This window comes from Sphingobium sp. VMM, from assembly GCF_056790315.1.
Genome location: NZ_JBXGSI010000016.1, coordinates 97,994 through 112,038, shown reverse-complemented (window position 1 = coordinate 112,038; position 14,045 = coordinate 97,994). Strand labels below are relative to the sequence as shown.

General features: G+C 57.6%; 13 protein-coding genes. 11 read left to right on the top strand and 2 right to left on the bottom strand.

The genetic code is table 11. From position 1 onward, the window contains the following. The first annotated feature begins 88 nt into the window (after positions 1 to 88). The 4 genes from ACUCV3_RS19520 (at position 89) to ACUCV3_RS19505 (ending at position 5,039) form a co-directional block, all read left to right on the top strand. Positions 89 to 583, top strand: coding sequence for a nucleoside deaminase (locus tag ACUCV3_RS19520; protein WP_004209576.1), 495 nt, complete (start codon positions 89 to 91; stop codon positions 581 to 583). 130 nt (positions 584 to 713) lie between these two features. Continuing rightward, positions 714 to 1,271, top strand: coding sequence for a PAS domain-containing protein (locus tag ACUCV3_RS19515; protein WP_010336618.1), 558 nt, complete (start codon positions 714 to 716; stop codon positions 1,269 to 1,271). Continuing rightward, positions 1,268 to 4,693 carry a chemotaxis protein CheB gene (locus tag ACUCV3_RS19510; protein ID WP_268801464.1) on the top strand — a complete coding sequence of 1,142 codons (3,426 nt, stop codon included), beginning with the start codon at positions 1,268 to 1,270 and terminating at the stop codon, positions 4,691 to 4,693. The genes ACUCV3_RS19515 and ACUCV3_RS19510 overlap by 4 nt, the downstream gene beginning before the upstream one ends. Beyond that, on the top strand, positions 4,686 to 5,039 hold the full coding sequence (locus ACUCV3_RS19505) for a response regulator (RefSeq protein ID WP_004209581.1): 354 nt from the start codon (positions 4,686 to 4,688) through the stop codon (positions 5,037 to 5,039). The genes ACUCV3_RS19510 and ACUCV3_RS19505 overlap by 8 nt, the downstream gene beginning before the upstream one ends. Positions 5,040 to 5,133: 94 nt before the next feature. Here the strand turns inward: ACUCV3_RS19505 and ACUCV3_RS19500 are convergent, their stop codons facing one another. Continuing rightward, the gene (locus ACUCV3_RS19500) at positions 5,134 to 5,394 is read right to left on the bottom strand and encodes a hypothetical protein (RefSeq protein WP_004209582.1); all 261 of its coding nucleotides are present in this window, start codon (positions 5,392 to 5,394) and stop codon (positions 5,134 to 5,136) included. Between the two features lie 242 nt (positions 5,395 to 5,636). Here ACUCV3_RS19500 and amyA point away from each other — a divergent pair, with 242 nt between their 5' ends. Beyond that, positions 5,637 to 7,115 carry an alpha-amylase gene (gene amyA / locus ACUCV3_RS19495; protein ID WP_029547756.1) on the top strand — a complete coding sequence of 493 codons (1,479 nt, stop codon included), beginning with the start codon at positions 5,637 to 5,639 and terminating at the stop codon, positions 7,113 to 7,115. 204 nt (positions 7,116 to 7,319) lie between these two features. Here amyA and ACUCV3_RS19490 read toward each other — a convergent pair whose 3' ends face one another. After that, the gene (locus tag ACUCV3_RS19490; protein WP_010337910.1) at positions 7,320 to 7,970 is read right to left on the bottom strand and encodes a sigma-70 family RNA polymerase sigma factor; all 651 of its coding nucleotides are present in this window, start codon (positions 7,968 to 7,970) and stop codon (positions 7,320 to 7,322) included. A gap of 229 nt (positions 7,971 to 8,199) precedes the next feature. Here ACUCV3_RS19490 and ACUCV3_RS19485 point away from each other — a divergent pair, with 229 nt between their 5' ends. The 6 genes from ACUCV3_RS19485 (at position 8,200) to ACUCV3_RS19460 (ending at position 13,945) form a co-directional block, all read left to right on the top strand. Beyond that, the gene (locus tag ACUCV3_RS19485) at positions 8,200 to 8,751 is read left to right on the top strand and encodes a type 1 glutamine amidotransferase domain-containing protein (RefSeq protein ID WP_010337909.1); all 552 of its coding nucleotides are present in this window, start codon (positions 8,200 to 8,202) and stop codon (positions 8,749 to 8,751) included. Positions 8,752 to 8,809: 58 nt separating this feature from the next. Continuing rightward, complete coding sequence (locus tag ACUCV3_RS19480; RefSeq protein WP_010337908.1) at positions 8,810 to 9,100, top strand: hypothetical protein; 291 nt, start codon at positions 8,810 to 8,812, stop codon at positions 9,098 to 9,100. A 387-nt stretch (positions 9,101 to 9,487) separates the two neighbouring features. Continuing rightward, positions 9,488 to 10,204: a Crp/Fnr family transcriptional regulator gene (locus tag ACUCV3_RS19475; RefSeq protein WP_010337907.1), complete on the top strand. Its 717-nt coding sequence runs from the start codon at positions 9,488 to 9,490 to the stop codon at positions 10,202 to 10,204. A 57-nt stretch (positions 10,205 to 10,261) separates the two neighbouring features. Further along, positions 10,262 to 10,462: a hypothetical protein gene (locus tag ACUCV3_RS19470; protein ID WP_072894357.1), complete on the top strand. Its 201-nt coding sequence runs from the start codon at positions 10,262 to 10,264 to the stop codon at positions 10,460 to 10,462. A 160-nt stretch (positions 10,463 to 10,622) separates the two neighbouring features. Next, entirely contained in the window at positions 10,623 to 11,717 is a 1,095-nt protein-coding gene (locus tag ACUCV3_RS19465) for a glycosyltransferase family 4 protein (RefSeq protein WP_313039196.1), read from the top strand. An 8-nt stretch (positions 11,718 to 11,725) separates the two neighbouring features. Beyond that, the gene (locus ACUCV3_RS19460) at positions 11,726 to 13,945 is read left to right on the top strand and encodes an amylo-alpha-1,6-glucosidase (RefSeq protein WP_482241003.1); all 2,220 of its coding nucleotides are present in this window, start codon (positions 11,726 to 11,728) and stop codon (positions 13,943 to 13,945) included. The last annotated feature ends 100 nt before the right edge of the window (positions 13,946 to 14,045 follow it).

The following is a 14,045-nucleotide window of genomic DNA, read 5'->3' as shown; positions in this document are numbered from 1 at the left end:
TCCAAAGCAGCTGGCGCCGACATGAGGTCGGTGCGCGGCGCCAACATCTTAGCAGTGCTGAGGAACGCGTCAGGACGAGGAGGACCAAATGATTCAGCCCGAAGACGAAGCATGGATGCGCGAGGCTATCGCGATTGCGCGTTCAAAAGGGTCTGATCCTTCAACCTCCCCTCTGGGCTGCGTGATCGTGCTGGATGGGAGGATGATAGCCGGCGAACGCAATCAGACTCAGGAGTTGCCCGACGCGACAGCCCATGCAGAAATGATGGCGATCAGACGCGGTTGCGAGAATAGCGGTGACATGGAGCTGCGCGGCGCAACGCTTTATTCGACGCTTCAGCCATGTGGAATGTGCACGATGGCATCGATCTGGGCAAAGGTCGGAAGGGTCGTTTACGGCGCTGGAAGGCATGATGTTCATCAGATGTATTTCGAGGCAAGGCATGTCGACACGCTGGATTTCGTAGCAGAAGCCTATCGCGATGATATCTCGATAGAGGGGGGATGCCTGCGCGCGGAATGCGCTGAACTTTACTACCCGCCTGACGCAGATCTTTCGGAGGAGGAACAGGCCAACCTATAACATCATCATTTTCTGCCCAGATGGCGGCATGGCTCAATCGGGTCGGCTTGTTTCGACGATAAGCCAAGGGTATCGCGGAGCCGATGAAAGGGCCGGGCGTTGTGCGTGCGGATCAACTTATGGAGTTCTGATGCGCGCAATCCTCCCAGAGCAGCTGGCAACCTATTTTGACAGCTCGCCTGTGGCTTTGTCGCTCGGCCGCGCAGAGGGCGATCATGAGCTGCTGTTGACGAATGAGGGCTTCAGAAACCTTACCGGCTATGCGACGAGCAAGATCGTCGGCCGCAATTGCAGGTTCTTGCAGGGACGCAGCCGGAATGAAGAGGCCCGCGCGCAGATACGGTCTTTCCTCCAGGACGATGGGCAGGCGAACGTGCGGACGTCCATCGTCAATTTCCGGAAGGACGGGCGCCCCTTCGTCAATCTTCTCTACATGACGAAACTTCGCGCTCAGTCGGGCCAGGTGCGCTATATTTTTGCGTCTCAATTCGATGTCAGTCGCACCCAGCCGGATCGACTGGCGGATTATGATCTCGACCTTGAGCGTACGCTTGACCGATTGAGTCCGGTCCTCGCGGAAAGCGGGATCGTGGTTGAAGGTTCGCTGATGACAATCGCGAATACGGTGGCCACCATAGCGCAGGCCAAGCTCATATTGTCCGATCTGGACAATGGCGATTTCCTTTGAGCGGTGAGACAGCTAACCCCAGCCGGTTGCCGATCGTGGGCATCGGCGCTTCGGCGGGCGGGCTTGAGGCCCTGCGCGAAATGCTGGCGTCAGCCCGTGGCCAGACCGGCATGTCCTTCGTCATCGTTCAGCATCTTGATCCCAATCATGAGAGCATGCTGGCGCAATTGCTGGACCGCCACACGACCCTGGAAGTTCTCCAGTGCGAGGGTGGTGAGCAGATAGAGGCGGACAAGGTTTACATCATCCCTCCCGGTCGCGGCCTGGTCATACGGCAGGGCATGTTGGAACTGACCGACTTCGCGCAGCCTCGCGGTCTTCGCAGACCGATAGATGATTTCTTCATCTCCCTGGCGTCGGACAAGCAGGCGGACGCCGCCTGCGTCATACTTTCAGGTACCGGCGCTGACGGGACCATGGGCTTGCGTGCCGTGAAGGAAAATGGCGGGCTGTGTGTCGTGCAGGATCCTGAAACGGCAAAATATGATGGCATGCCGCTGTCTGCTGTGGGAACCGGACTGGTCGATTTCGTCAAACGTCCAAGCGAGATAATTCAATGTCTGGAAGGATTTTTCCAGCACCGTGCCACGGCCGAAGCACCCGAACGGGAAGCTGCGCTGGTCGCCGATCATGTCGATGATCTGTGCAAGACCTTGCGGACTGCGGTGGGCCATGATTTTTCGGGTTACAAGCGCACGACCCTTATCAGGAGGGTCGAACGGCGCATGCATGTGCTGGGGATCACGTCGGGCCACAGCTATCTTTCGCGGATAAAAAGCGACAGGGACGAATGTGAAGCGCTGTTTCGTGATCTCCTGATCAACGTCACCCGATTTTTCCGGGACGCAGATCTGTTCGAGCGTCTGAGGATCACGGTTATCGAGCCGCTGGTCGATCAGGCCGATGGCGAGGAAATCAGGGTATGGGTTCCAGGCTGCTCCTCTGGCGAGGAAGCCTACAGCATTGCGATGCTCTTCGCCGAAGCTGCTCGCAAACGAAATATTCTGCCGGCATCCGTGCAGATCTTCGCTACGGATATTGATGAGCAGATGCTGCAGATTGCGCGCGAAGGAGTATATCCTGCGTCTGCGCTTGCAGATATTCCGCTGGCGCTGCGCGAGCAATATGCGATCCCTCACGCAGAAAGGTTCACGATCGTTCCCCAATTGCGGGACATGATCCGCTTCTCCAGTCATAGCCTGGTCAAGGATCCGCCCTTCTCGCGCATCGATCTGGTCTCCTGTCGCAATCTTCTCATCTATTTCGATGATCGGCTGCAGCAGACGGTCATGCCGATCCTGCATTATGCTGTTCGGCCAAATGGATATCTGTTTCTTGGACCGTCCGAAAGTGTCGGGAGATTCGAGCATCTCTTCCCCGCGATCGATCAACAGGCGCGCCTTTTCCAACGCGCGCCTGGGCCACCCAATTATCCGATCGATCTGCCGGGTGGCGGCAGGCTTCGCGATCAACCCGCAACAGGTTCCGGCAACAGGCCGTCGGGTCGGTCGGCAAGCGATGAGACCATAGCGGTCCGTCGCCTCGTCGAGCGTTATACGCCCGCTAGTCTCGTGCTAGATCAGGATGGCGCCATAATCTCTGCCTATGGTCGGCTCGGCCGCTATTTTGATTTTCCGGTCACACGGACGGGAGGCTCGAGCGCGATTGGTCTTGCCCGTGCTGGGCTTCGCAACGTTCTTGGGCCGCTACTGCGCGAGGCGCGCGACAGTCGAAAGCGGGTCGTTGCGCGTGATGTGGAGGTCATGTCCGAATATGGCATGCAGCAGATCGATGTCATCTGCGATCCACTGACCGATGGCACGCTACTTTTCGTTTTCCGCGACACCGCACCTTTCCGCCCGGCGCTTGATCAGGATGTCGGCGAACTGGACGCAAGCGATGATCATCTCGATGCATTGGAGGACGAGCTTCGTGTCACGCGGCACCGCCTGCGTACCGCTGTCGAAGAATTGGAGACGGCGAATGAGGAACTGAAAAGTTCCAACGAAGAAATGATGTCGATGAATGAGGAGCTTCAGTCCACCAACGAGGAGCTCACAACCGTAAATGATGAGCTGAAATCAAAAGTTGACCAGCTGACTGTTGCAAATTCCGACCTTCGAAATTTCTTCGAGTCGACCGATCTGGCAGTGATTGTGCTCGATGGAAAACTTCAGATCAGAAGCTATACCGAAGCTGCGACGGCGCTTTTCCCGCTTCAGCCCAGCGACCGCGGACGACCATTGGAGGATGTCACGTCACGCCTTGCAGGGACGCTCTATCTTGATGATGCACGGTCCGTGTCAGAGGGGCATCCTGTGATCCAGAGGCGTGTCACGACCCGCGATGGCGCGAGAACCCTTTCGCTTCGAACATTGCCTTACAGAACCCAGAGCGGATCAACGGACGGCGCGACGCTCGTCCTTACGGACATCACTGACGCATTGTCTCTCGAGCGCGATCTTGCGGCCGAACGTGAGCGCCTTGGTATGGCCATTCGGGCCGGCGGCGTTGCAACATGGGAATATAATGTCGACACGGGTGAGGCGATCATCGACGACCATGGGCGTTCCATCCTGGGAATAGCGCCCGACATCGCTTCGACCGATGGTGACCGGCGCCTGGCGCGACTGCATCCCGACGACCGTGAAGCTTTCGATGCAGCATTGGCGGAAGTTGTCGCGCAAGGGGGCGATTTCGAAGCGAGCTATCGCGTCGTCGAGAACGGCCAAACGCGTCGCATCAAGAGTTTCGGCAGGATCGTGAGCGATGGCTCAGTCCGTCATCTGGTCGGCGTCTCTATCGATGTAACGTCGGAATATATGCTCGCCGAGACGCGTGAACTGATGCTGCGCGAAATGAATCATCGCGTGAAGAATCTTTTCGCGATCGTGGGCGGAATGGTCTCCGCTGGGGCGCGGATTCATGATGATGTGCGTGCCTACGCCGCCGATCTGAGGGAGCGTATTGCAGCCTTGGGACGTGCGCATTCCCTTGCTTCGCCAACGGGGGAAGTACAGGCCATCAATCTGGAAGAGTTGGTTCGGACAACCATCGAACCCTATCGGGATCATGCAGCAATCTCGATCAGTGGACCTGAAATCCTCATCGCGCGTTCCTGCCTCTCGTCCCTGGCGTTGATGCTGCATGAATGGGCGACCAATTCGGTCAAATATGGGGCTCTGGGGGCCTCCGATGGGAGATTGAACATCGTTTGGAAACTTGACCATGATCTCCAGTTGACGTGGAGCGAAACGCGCCGGGACGCACTGAGCGAGGATGGCGACGTTGGGAGCGGATTTGGCACCCTGCTGGTCCAGACATCATCCCGACAATTGGGCGGGCATGTGGAGAGAGATATTAGCGACGACATGTTCACGATAAGCCTTACCCTGCCGGACAAGGTTCTGGCCGATGCCTAAGACGATCATGCTGGTTGAAGACGAGCTCCTGGTTGCCTTCGATGTACAGGACATCATTGAAGCTCAGGGCTTTTCGGTCGACGGCCCCTACATCTCTGTTAAGGATGCTGTCGCGGCGGTCACTGCGCAACTGCCGTCCTGCGCTGTGCTCGACGTGCGTTTGCAGGATGGCGAGGTCTTTCCGGCGGCTGATTTGCTCGAAAAAGCGGGCGTTCCAATCATATTCCATTCCGGGCATGCCGACGCCTCGGATCTCAAGCGGCGCTATTCCAAGGCTGCGGTGTGCGAGAAGCCCTGTTCGCCCGCGGCCCTGAGAGATACGATACTCGAGCTGCTCGCCGAATGAGCCCAATTTTTGCGTAGCGCTCCGCCACCATTTCCGCGCAGCACCTGACCACGCGCCTCAGGCCGTCGCAAGATGTCCCTGAAGGCGGAGATTTTCAGGCGTCGTCGGGGATGGTCGGATTGTTCGTTCCTGGCGCGCCGGGCATCAAGGCTCCGTCAGCATTCCGATCCTCCTCAGGTCCCGACCGTTCGCCCAGGGCGCGGTCGTCGGGCTGCGCCTCCTGACCGTGGATCGGCTGGTTTTTGGACTGCTCCTCCTGCGTGCGCCGCGCATCATTCGCGTGGTGACCATTGCCTTGCATAGTCGTGGCCTGCGGCTGCGCGGCTGCCGCGATAGCCAGGATGAATATCCACATGATGCTTCCTCTCACTTCTCCATAGTCGCTCTAATCTCCCGTGGAGCGACGTGGTTCCGGATTTTCTCCTCTTGCAGCCCCCAAACGGGAATCATGAGCAAGCGGCACACGCTTTCTATGGCTCGAATTTGTGCAGCCGTCGCGAAGCGCCCCGCGCAAAATCGGCAAGCAATTAGGACTCTGCAACTCCTGTCCCATGCGCTCGTTTAGCGGCAGCGACTTATGTTGGAACGGGAGCTTTCATGGCCGGACGCACGCTGCTTCAGTTTTTCCACTGGTACTATCCTGATGGAGGCCAGCTCTGGGACGAGGTCGCTCAAAAAGCGGAGGATCTCAAGGAGTTGGGTGTGACGGACGTCTGGCTACCCCCGGCCTATAAAGGGGCTGCAGGCGGCTATTCCGTAGGCTATGACAGCTATGATCTTTTTGACCTGGGCGAATTCGATCAAAAAGGATCCATAGCCACCAAATATGGTGATCGCGCCGCGCTGGAACGGGCGGCGCATGCGCTGCACGACGTTGGCCTTGGCGTCATTCATGACGTTGTCTTCAATCATAAAATGGGCGCGGACGAGATGGAAACGGTCCATGTTCGCAGGGCCAATCCCGATAATCGGGACGAAGTGGAAGACCAAGCATTCCAGGCTCGCGCCTGGACCCGCTACGTTTTCCCTGGACGCCAGGGGCGCTATTCAGAGTTTGTCTGGGATGCCAGATGCTTCACCGGCGTCGACCATATTGAAGAACCGGATGAAGATGGCGTGTTCCGGCTCGTCAATGAATATGGTGATGGGGAATGGAATATCGAGGTCGACGACGAAAAGGGCAATTTTGACTATCTGATGGGATCAGACGTCGAGTTTCGGAACCGGGCGGTCTATGAAGAGCTCAAATATTGGGGCAGATGGCTGGCTGATCAACTGCCTTGTGACGGATTCCGTCTCGATGCAGCCAAGCATATCCCTGCATGGTTTTTCCGCGATTGGGTAGGGCACATGCGCGAAAGCGTCGGCGACGCGCTGTTTGTCGTCGCCGAATATTGGCATCCCGACATGACGGTCCTGCAAGCATATCTGGACATGGTCGATCGACAACTCATGCTTTTCGATGTCGGCCTTCTCCATCGTTTTCACGATGCGGCCCGAGCCGGCGGCGATTTTGACCTGCGAACGATCTTCGATGGTTCGCTGCTGCATGCCGCCCCGGATCATGCGGTAACGATCGTCGGCAATCACGACACCCAACCGCTCCAGGCTCTTGAAGCACCCGTGGAGGATTGGTTCAAACCCCTGGCCTATGCCTTGATCCTGATCCGCGAACAGGGCACCCCATGCATCTTCTATCCCGATCTTTTCGGCGCACGATATGCCGATCAAGGTGGCGATGGGCACGCGCATGAGATCGTCATCGAGCCGGTGGCATGTCTGCCTCAGTTGCTCAGAGCACGGCAACTCTATGCCCATGGACCGCAAAGCGATCTGTTTGATGATCCACATTGTGTCGGTGTCATACGCCGTGGCACCCAGGATCAGCCAGGATGTGTCCTGCTTGTGTCAAATGGCGAAGAGGCGAGCAAATCGGTCCAGCTCGGACCGGAGCATGCAGGGGCATCTTTCCATGATTTTCTGGGCCATCATGGTGAAGAGATAATCGCTGATGAAAAGGGAAGCATCATCCTTAAGGTGCCCGGCGGCTCGATCAGTCTTTGGGTTCGCACATAACGCAATTTCCGGAATTTGCCTTCTTGGCCTTCGGCTCTTCTGGCAGCCTATTTCTTTAAATACAGGACAAGGTGCATCTCGAACGAACCGAGAGGCTGGCGGCGCCGGTTCAGGATTGGCGCGATGGCGGTCAGCGTAACTCTGGCGAGTCGTCGCAGACGGATAAGCGCGTTCTGCATCGCCCGGCCAAGTGAATGCAGCCCTTCAGGCAACGAGACGGGTCATAGCCTCACCCGGCTCTCCAGCCGGCTGCCGATCTTCAATGGCATCGATGACAGAAAACAGGTTTGTCACATTCTCATCAGCTTCGAATTCCGATCGGGACTGGGCTAATTGGCCATCGTTGATCAAAGCTTCGAGCGCCGTGCGAGCACGAGCAACGCGGCTTTTGACCGTGCCGATCGCAGTGCCCATGATGGTCGCGGCTTCCTCGTAGGAAAAGCCACCCGCCCCGACCAATATGAGTGCCTCACGTTGAGGGACGGGAACCTGCGCAAGAGCGCGCACGACATCGGATAGCTCGACAATCTGCAACTGTTCCGCGGGCGCGGCAAGTAGTCTGTCTGCGACAAGATCGTCCCACGCCCCGACAAATTTGCTGCGCCGGCTGAGGCTGAAATAGTGATTGCGAAGGATAGTGAACGTCCATGCGCGAAAATTGGTGCCGGGTATGAACCGCCCCCGCGCGTTCCAGGATTTCAGCATGGTTTCCTGAACCAGGTCGTCGGCAAGATCGCGATCGCCACACAGACTGCGGGCAAAAGCTCTGAGTTGCGGCAGGACCAGCGTGAGTTCCCGCTTGAATGCTGTGTCAGTCAGCTTGTGCGGAGTCTCGGCGATTTGCGTTGCCGTCATAAGACCCTTCGTGACGATGATGTAGCGCTGTGTCTGATAACGGGGTGGTTGACGATCTGTTCCGCTGGGGTCGGCGGGCGAAGACCTGTCCGCCTCTGCGCCAGCCGCCTGTCGGCCATGGCAAGCCGGTGCGAAGCGCATGTTTACGGGGCGATCGGATCCTGCAGGGCCTCTGGCCGTTACCCCCTCATCTAACCCAGTCAGAAAAACTATTTCCAAAGGAGTCGCCATGTCGCTCAGCGACCGCACGATCGCCCTTCTCATCGCTCCGCGCGGTACGGAAGAAGTCGAATTTCTGGAGCCGATGAACGCCTTGAAGAGGGCGGGTGCGCGCGTTCAAGTGATCGGCCTTCAATCTGGCCAGGCACGCACCAATGTTCATGATCTTGATCCGGGTGGCGAATATGCCGTCGACATGACCTTCTCTGAAGCAGATCCTGCATCTTTCGATGGCCTGGTCATTCCCGGTGGCAGTGTGGGTGCTGACAAATTGCGTGCCAGCCGCGAAGCGATATCCTTTGTCGAGGCAATTTTCGATGCGGGCAAACCGATCGGGGCTATTTGTCATGCGCCCTGGCTTTTGATCGAAGCCAAGATAGCCCCCGGTCATTCGCTTACCTCTTATCCTTCGATCAGGACGGACATCGAAAATGCCGGCGGTCATTGGGTGGATGAGGAAGTCGTGATCGACGGTCAGTGTATCACCAGTCGCAGTCCTGATGATCTGCCGGCATTTTGTGCTGCACTCGTCGACGCATTTGCAAACGCGTCATCGCGTTGAACGTTTTCTGGAACGGCGGCGGACAGCGGCCGCCAATTTTTCAACAGGGTGAGGGTCGATGATTTTTCGTAAAAAGGCCATTCAGGGTCGGGCATTTGGCCAGTCCCGTGATGAGGCGATGCAGGACGCGGTGAAGATCGGAATTGCGGAAACCGCAGCGCGTGCCGCTGTCACTGCGACAGTCACCTTTGCGGTGGGTTGGCTGCTCAAGCGGACCTTCGAAAAAACGGTGGCGCAAAATGCGCAATCTGCCTGCAGGACAAAACCATCCATGGCGACGAATAGCCCTGCGGTGAGCTACAAACATACGCGAAAGCGGACTGATAGCGGGAGTCCGGACGCCTCCTGAAGAGAGACGCGCTGGAGCTTGCGAATGACCAAGGCAGCGCGATCTTTAGGGAAGGTGTGACTGCCTGCGTGCAGCTTGACCAGAAAATTTCGAGTGAGCGCATTTCTTCGGATACAAATCGGACATTGAGAAGTTATCATGCGGTAAGTCATTGACTTGCGGCCCCCCTAGCCCTGCATCGAAAGATGCAGGGTTTTTAGTGTCTGGCTTTCGATGCGACTCCCGCGTGATGCACCGGTGACCTTTTGACCGCGGCGACAGCGATCCGGTTCGCTCGGATATCGGCAGGATCGCTTGTGCGAAGCGTGAGTGATGCTTAGCACTCGACCCTTGTCGGGTGATGTGCGAATGCGTTGCTCATCCATTTTTGCAATGCTGGACATGATGATGGTGTTTGCCGACTTTCTGCGAGGTCGAAGGCGTGACCTCCTGAGTGCCCAGGATCTCGAAGCGCTTGAAGCTGCGGTAGCTGACGTGCGAAACCTGCCTCCTCGCAAGACCTTCATCTCTCGCGATCAAAATATCACCACAAGCACCTATCTCCTCGAAGGCGTGATGTGCCGATACATGGATGACCGGCAGGGAGAACGGCAGCTTGTTGCAGTGCATGTGGCCGGCGACTTCGTCGACCTTCATGGCTACCCGCTTGGTCATCTTGATCATGACCTCGCGACCTTGACCGCCTGTCGGGTAGCGTTGGTGCCCCATGTTGCGCTCGATCACCTTGTTGCGACGCGCCCGGCGCTCACGAAATTGCTTTGGTTCAGCACGCTCCTTGATGCTGCGATGCATCGCGAATGGATATTTCGCCTCGGCCGTCTCGACGCGATCGCGAGGGTCAGCCATTTCTTCTGCGAGACGGAAGCGAGATTGCGCGCGATCGGTCGAAGCGATGGATCGCATTTCACCCTTCCGATGACGCAGGCCGATCTGGGAGAGGCGTGCGGCATTACGTCCGTTCATATGAACCGGATGCTGCGGGATCTCAAAGACCGCAACCTCCTGGCGATGCATCGCCATGATGTTGAAATTCGCGATCGAAAAGGCCTGGAGCGGTTGGGCGAATTTGATCCTGCTTACCTTTTCCTCGAAGAGCAGAATTGACGGAACCGCCCTTGCCAGCCTGTCGTTGTCGGGGCCTGGAGAAGGAGCGAAGAAGATATGCCAACCCCGGGTATTCATGAAGAAGCTGGCATTGCCTCAGCCCACGCTGGATTGATCATGCTGGATGGTCCTAACGGCATCGCAATAACGCTGACAGCCAGTGCAGCGGAGGGGACGGGTCATTCCCTGTTGCGGGCCGCAGAACTGGCACGCGAACAGCTGGAAAAAGGACAAACTGAAGATTTTGCGGAAGACTAAAGATAAAATCTTATTAATTTAGATCAATATTTCATATCGTTTCGGGTTTGCTCTTTATTTTATTGTTTCCGCAATGCAACTTTAACCATCCATGCGGCTTTACTTTGCGGCTCGTGTGCTGAGGGGGGGACGAGGCCTATCTCCGTTAGAGGATAGCCGCATGAAGATCGCTCAAATCGCTCCCCTGGCTGAAAGTGTACCGCCCAAGCTTTACGGGGGTACCGAACGGATCGTCTCCTATCTCACCGAAGCTTTGGTGGATCAGGGGCACGACGTGACCCTGTTCGCCAGCGGCGATTCGCAGACTTCGGCCGAGCTTGTTCCGATCACGCCGGCGGCGCTGCGACTGACCCCGGGCATCGTCGACACGATCCCCTATCATATGATGATGCTTGATGCAGTGCGGCAACGGGCGGACGAGTTTGATGCGCTCCATTTCCATATAGATCTTCTGCATCTGCCAATGATCCAGGATTTTATTGGACGCACCGTGACGACATTACATGGTCGGCTGGACCTGCCTGATCTGCCGCCATTCTATCGCTGCTTTGGCGATCACTGCCTGGTTTCGATCTCTGATCATCAACGGCAACCCATGCCCCCGGTCAATTGGGGCGCGACCATCTACCACGGTCTCCCGGCCAACCTTCTCACCCCCAGCCTTGGCGAAAATGAAGGTTATCTCGCCTTTCTCGGGCGTATCTCGCCCGAGAAGAGACCGGACCGCGCTATTCGCATCGCAGCCCGAGCCGGCATGGAGTTGCGAATTGCGGCGAAAATCGACGCGGTCGATCGCGGCTATTGGGAGGAAGAGATCGCGCCTCTCGTCAAACTATATCCCAATATTCGCTTCATCGGTGAGATCAACGAGCGACAGAAAGCCGATTTCCTCGGTGGTGCGAGCGCCTTGCTGTTTCCGATCGACTGGCCTGAGCCTTTTGGATTGGTGATGATCGAAGCCATGGCTTGCGGAACGCCGGTCATCGCCTTCCGCTGCGGATCGGTTCCGGAGGTCATAGAGGATGGGCGCTCGGGTTTCATCGTCGACAGCGAAGACGAGGCTGTCGAAGCGGTGAAACAAATTCGTCACCTCGAGCGCAAAATGGTGCGCGGCGTATTCGACGCACGGTTCACGGCTGACAGGATGGCTGCCGATTATGCCGCGTTATATCATCGACTGCCCGGTGCGCGCACCGACGCAGCCTGGCTGCGTCGCCGGCGCGGCGAAGAATCGGAATTGCAGATCGTCGCATAGGAGCCGCCATGTCGCAGACCCAACCGCAGCCAGGGGTTTCGGGCATTGCAGGGGGACAGGCGTTGTCGCAGGCGCAAACCCAGTTCTTCATTCCTGCGACCGCCTCGTTGCATGAACGTCGCCCACGCACACTCAAGCATGGAGACAGTTTTGCTGTCTTTGATCATAGCGGCGACGCCATATCCGGGCCTGGTAGTCCCGAGGGTTTCTACCATCGCGATACGCGCCATCTTTCGCACTTATTCCTGACGGTCAATGGCATGCGCCCGATCCTGCTGAGTTCGGCGCTGCGGGACGACAATGCGATGTTGACCTGTGATCTGGCCAACCCGGACTTCCTTGGAGAGGACGGCCGCGTAGAGGTGGAGCATGACCTGATCCACCTGCGTCGCAGCCGCTTTCTATGGGACGGCGCAATCTATGAACGCATCATTGTGCGCAATTTCGACATTGTAGAGCGGCGGGTGTCGGTGGGTCTGTCCTTCGCTTCCGATTTCGCGGATCTGTTCGAGATACGTGGCATGACCAGATTGCGCCGCGGCACCATGCACGAGCCGCAGGTAGGAGACGCCGATGTCCTGCTGGGCTATCGAGGACGCGATGACCTTGAACGCTCGACACATCTCCATTTTGATCCCGCACCTGCGCAACTAACGGCGGAGCAGGCGCTATTTGAAGTCACTGTTGCCCCAGGCAGTCGATCCACATTATTCGCGCGTATCTCCTGCGAACATAAGAATGAGGTCGATCAACCCCTGCCCAAGCTGTTTCTAAAATCCCTGCGCGAGGCCATGCGTGCGCTTCAGCATGCACGACGCCGGGGTGCTTCGATGCAATCGTCCAATGACCTGTTCAATGCCGTTTCGCGGCGTTCGGTTTCCGACATCTCGATGCTCTCCACCGATACAGAATTTGGGCCTTATCCCTATGCGGGCATCCCTTGGTTCAGCACAGTTTTCGGCAGGGATGCCCTGATCACCGCCCTTCAGACGATCTGGATGGACCCGGCCATCAGCCGAGGCGTGCTGGGATATCTCGCTGCGCATCAAGCGACGGATTTCGACCCGGCCGCTGATGCCGAGCCAGGCAAGATTCTGCACGAAGTGCGTCACGGCGAAATGGCCGAGCTGGGGGAGGTGCCTTTCCGTCATTATTATGGCAGCATCGATTCCACGCCGCTTTTCGTCATGCTGGCCGGCGCCTATCTGGAGCGCACCGGGGACCTTGAATATCTCGCTGGGTTGTTACCCAATATCGAGGCTGGATTGCGATGGATCGACACTCATGGCGATCGCGATGGCGACGGCTTCGTTGAATATGGACGCCTGACGGATCAGGGCCTGCAGAACCAAGGCTGGAAGGACAGCCATGATTCCATCTTCCATGCCGATGGCAGCATCGCCAGAGGCCCGATCGCTTTGGCTGAAGTTCAAGCCTATGTTTATGGCGCGTGGCAAGCGGCAAGCCTCATCTATCGTGCGATGGGCGATCAGGATCGCTCGGAAACCTATCTTGCCCGGGCTGTCGATCTCCAGCAGCGTTTCGACGCGTCGTTCTTCGACGCGGAACTGGGAACATATGTGCTCGCGCTCGATGGACAAAAGCAGCCCTGTCGGGTTCGTTCCTCCAACGCAGGCCATGTCCTTTACACGGGCCTGGCTCGGCCAGAGCGCGCGCCCATGGTGGTGGCAACCTTGATGGCGCCCGCCTCATTTTCCGGCTGGGGCGTCAGGACGATCGCGTCGACCGAAAAACGCTACAATCCCATGAGCTATCATAATGGCTCCATCTGGCCGCACGACAATGCGCTGATTGCCGCAGGCTTTTCGCGATATGGCTTTCAGCGTCAGGCGGCGCAGATATTCGAGGGGCTCTTCGCCGCTGCAACCTATGTCGATCTCATGCGGCTGCCTGAACTGTTCTGCGGTTTCCCGCGACGACGCTCCCAAGGGCCGACCTTTTATCCGGTCGCTTGCAGCCCCCAGGCATGGTCGGCGGCGGCCCCGCTATCGCTGATCCAGGCCAGTCTTGGACTGTCGTTCGACGTCTCGTCCAGCGGAATCATTTTCCGCCAACCCACCTTGCCGACATTTCTCGACCGCCTTTTCATAAAGGCGTTGCCATTGGGCCTGGCTGAGGCGGATATCATGCTTGAGCGGCTGGGAGATACGGTGGTCGTCAAACCGCAGCATCGGAACAATCAGGTGAGGATCGTCAGTATAGCGTGATGAGCCAGTCCTGGGACCGCGCACAGCTGAGCCGGATAGCAGCGGCCGACTATTGCATCCACGCACAGGGCGCTGGTCCCGCTCAGCACATCAGCAATAA

Excerpts from the sequence above, each read along its gene's own strand:
- ACUCV3_RS19490 (WP_010337910.1), bottom strand. The coding sequence starts at position 7,970 with ATGACGGCAACGCAAATCGCCGAGACTCCGCACAAGCTGACTGACACA.
- ACUCV3_RS19475 (WP_010337907.1), top strand. The coding sequence starts at position 9,488 with ATGGTGTTTGCCGACTTTCTGCGAGGTCGAAGGCGTGACCTCCTGAGT.
- ACUCV3_RS19480 (WP_010337908.1), top strand. The coding sequence starts at position 8,810 with ATGATTTTTCGTAAAAAGGCCATTCAGGGTCGGGCATTTGGCCAGTCC.
- ACUCV3_RS19515 (WP_010336618.1), top strand. The coding sequence starts at position 714 with ATGCGCGCAATCCTCCCAGAGCAGCTGGCAACCTATTTTGACAGCTCG.
- ACUCV3_RS19470 (WP_072894357.1), top strand. The coding sequence starts at position 10,262 with ATGCCAACCCCGGGTATTCATGAAGAAGCTGGCATTGCCTCAGCCCAC.
- ACUCV3_RS19505 (WP_004209581.1), top strand. The coding sequence starts at position 4,686 with ATGCCTAAGACGATCATGCTGGTTGAAGACGAGCTCCTGGTTGCCTTC.
- ACUCV3_RS19465 (WP_313039196.1), top strand. The coding sequence starts at position 10,623 with ATGAAGATCGCTCAAATCGCTCCCCTGGCTGAAAGTGTACCGCCCAAG.
- amyA (WP_029547756.1), top strand. The coding sequence starts at position 5,637 with ATGGCCGGACGCACGCTGCTTCAGTTTTTCCACTGGTACTATCCTGAT.
- ACUCV3_RS19485 (WP_010337909.1), top strand. The coding sequence starts at position 8,200 with ATGTCGCTCAGCGACCGCACGATCGCCCTTCTCATCGCTCCGCGCGGT.
- ACUCV3_RS19520 (WP_004209576.1), top strand. The coding sequence starts at position 89 with ATGATTCAGCCCGAAGACGAAGCATGGATGCGCGAGGCTATCGCGATT.
- ACUCV3_RS19500 (WP_004209582.1), bottom strand. The coding sequence starts at position 5,394 with ATGTGGATATTCATCCTGGCTATCGCGGCAGCCGCGCAGCCGCAGGCC.
- ACUCV3_RS19460 (WP_482241003.1), top strand. The coding sequence starts at position 11,726 with ATGTCGCAGACCCAACCGCAGCCAGGGGTTTCGGGCATTGCAGGGGGA.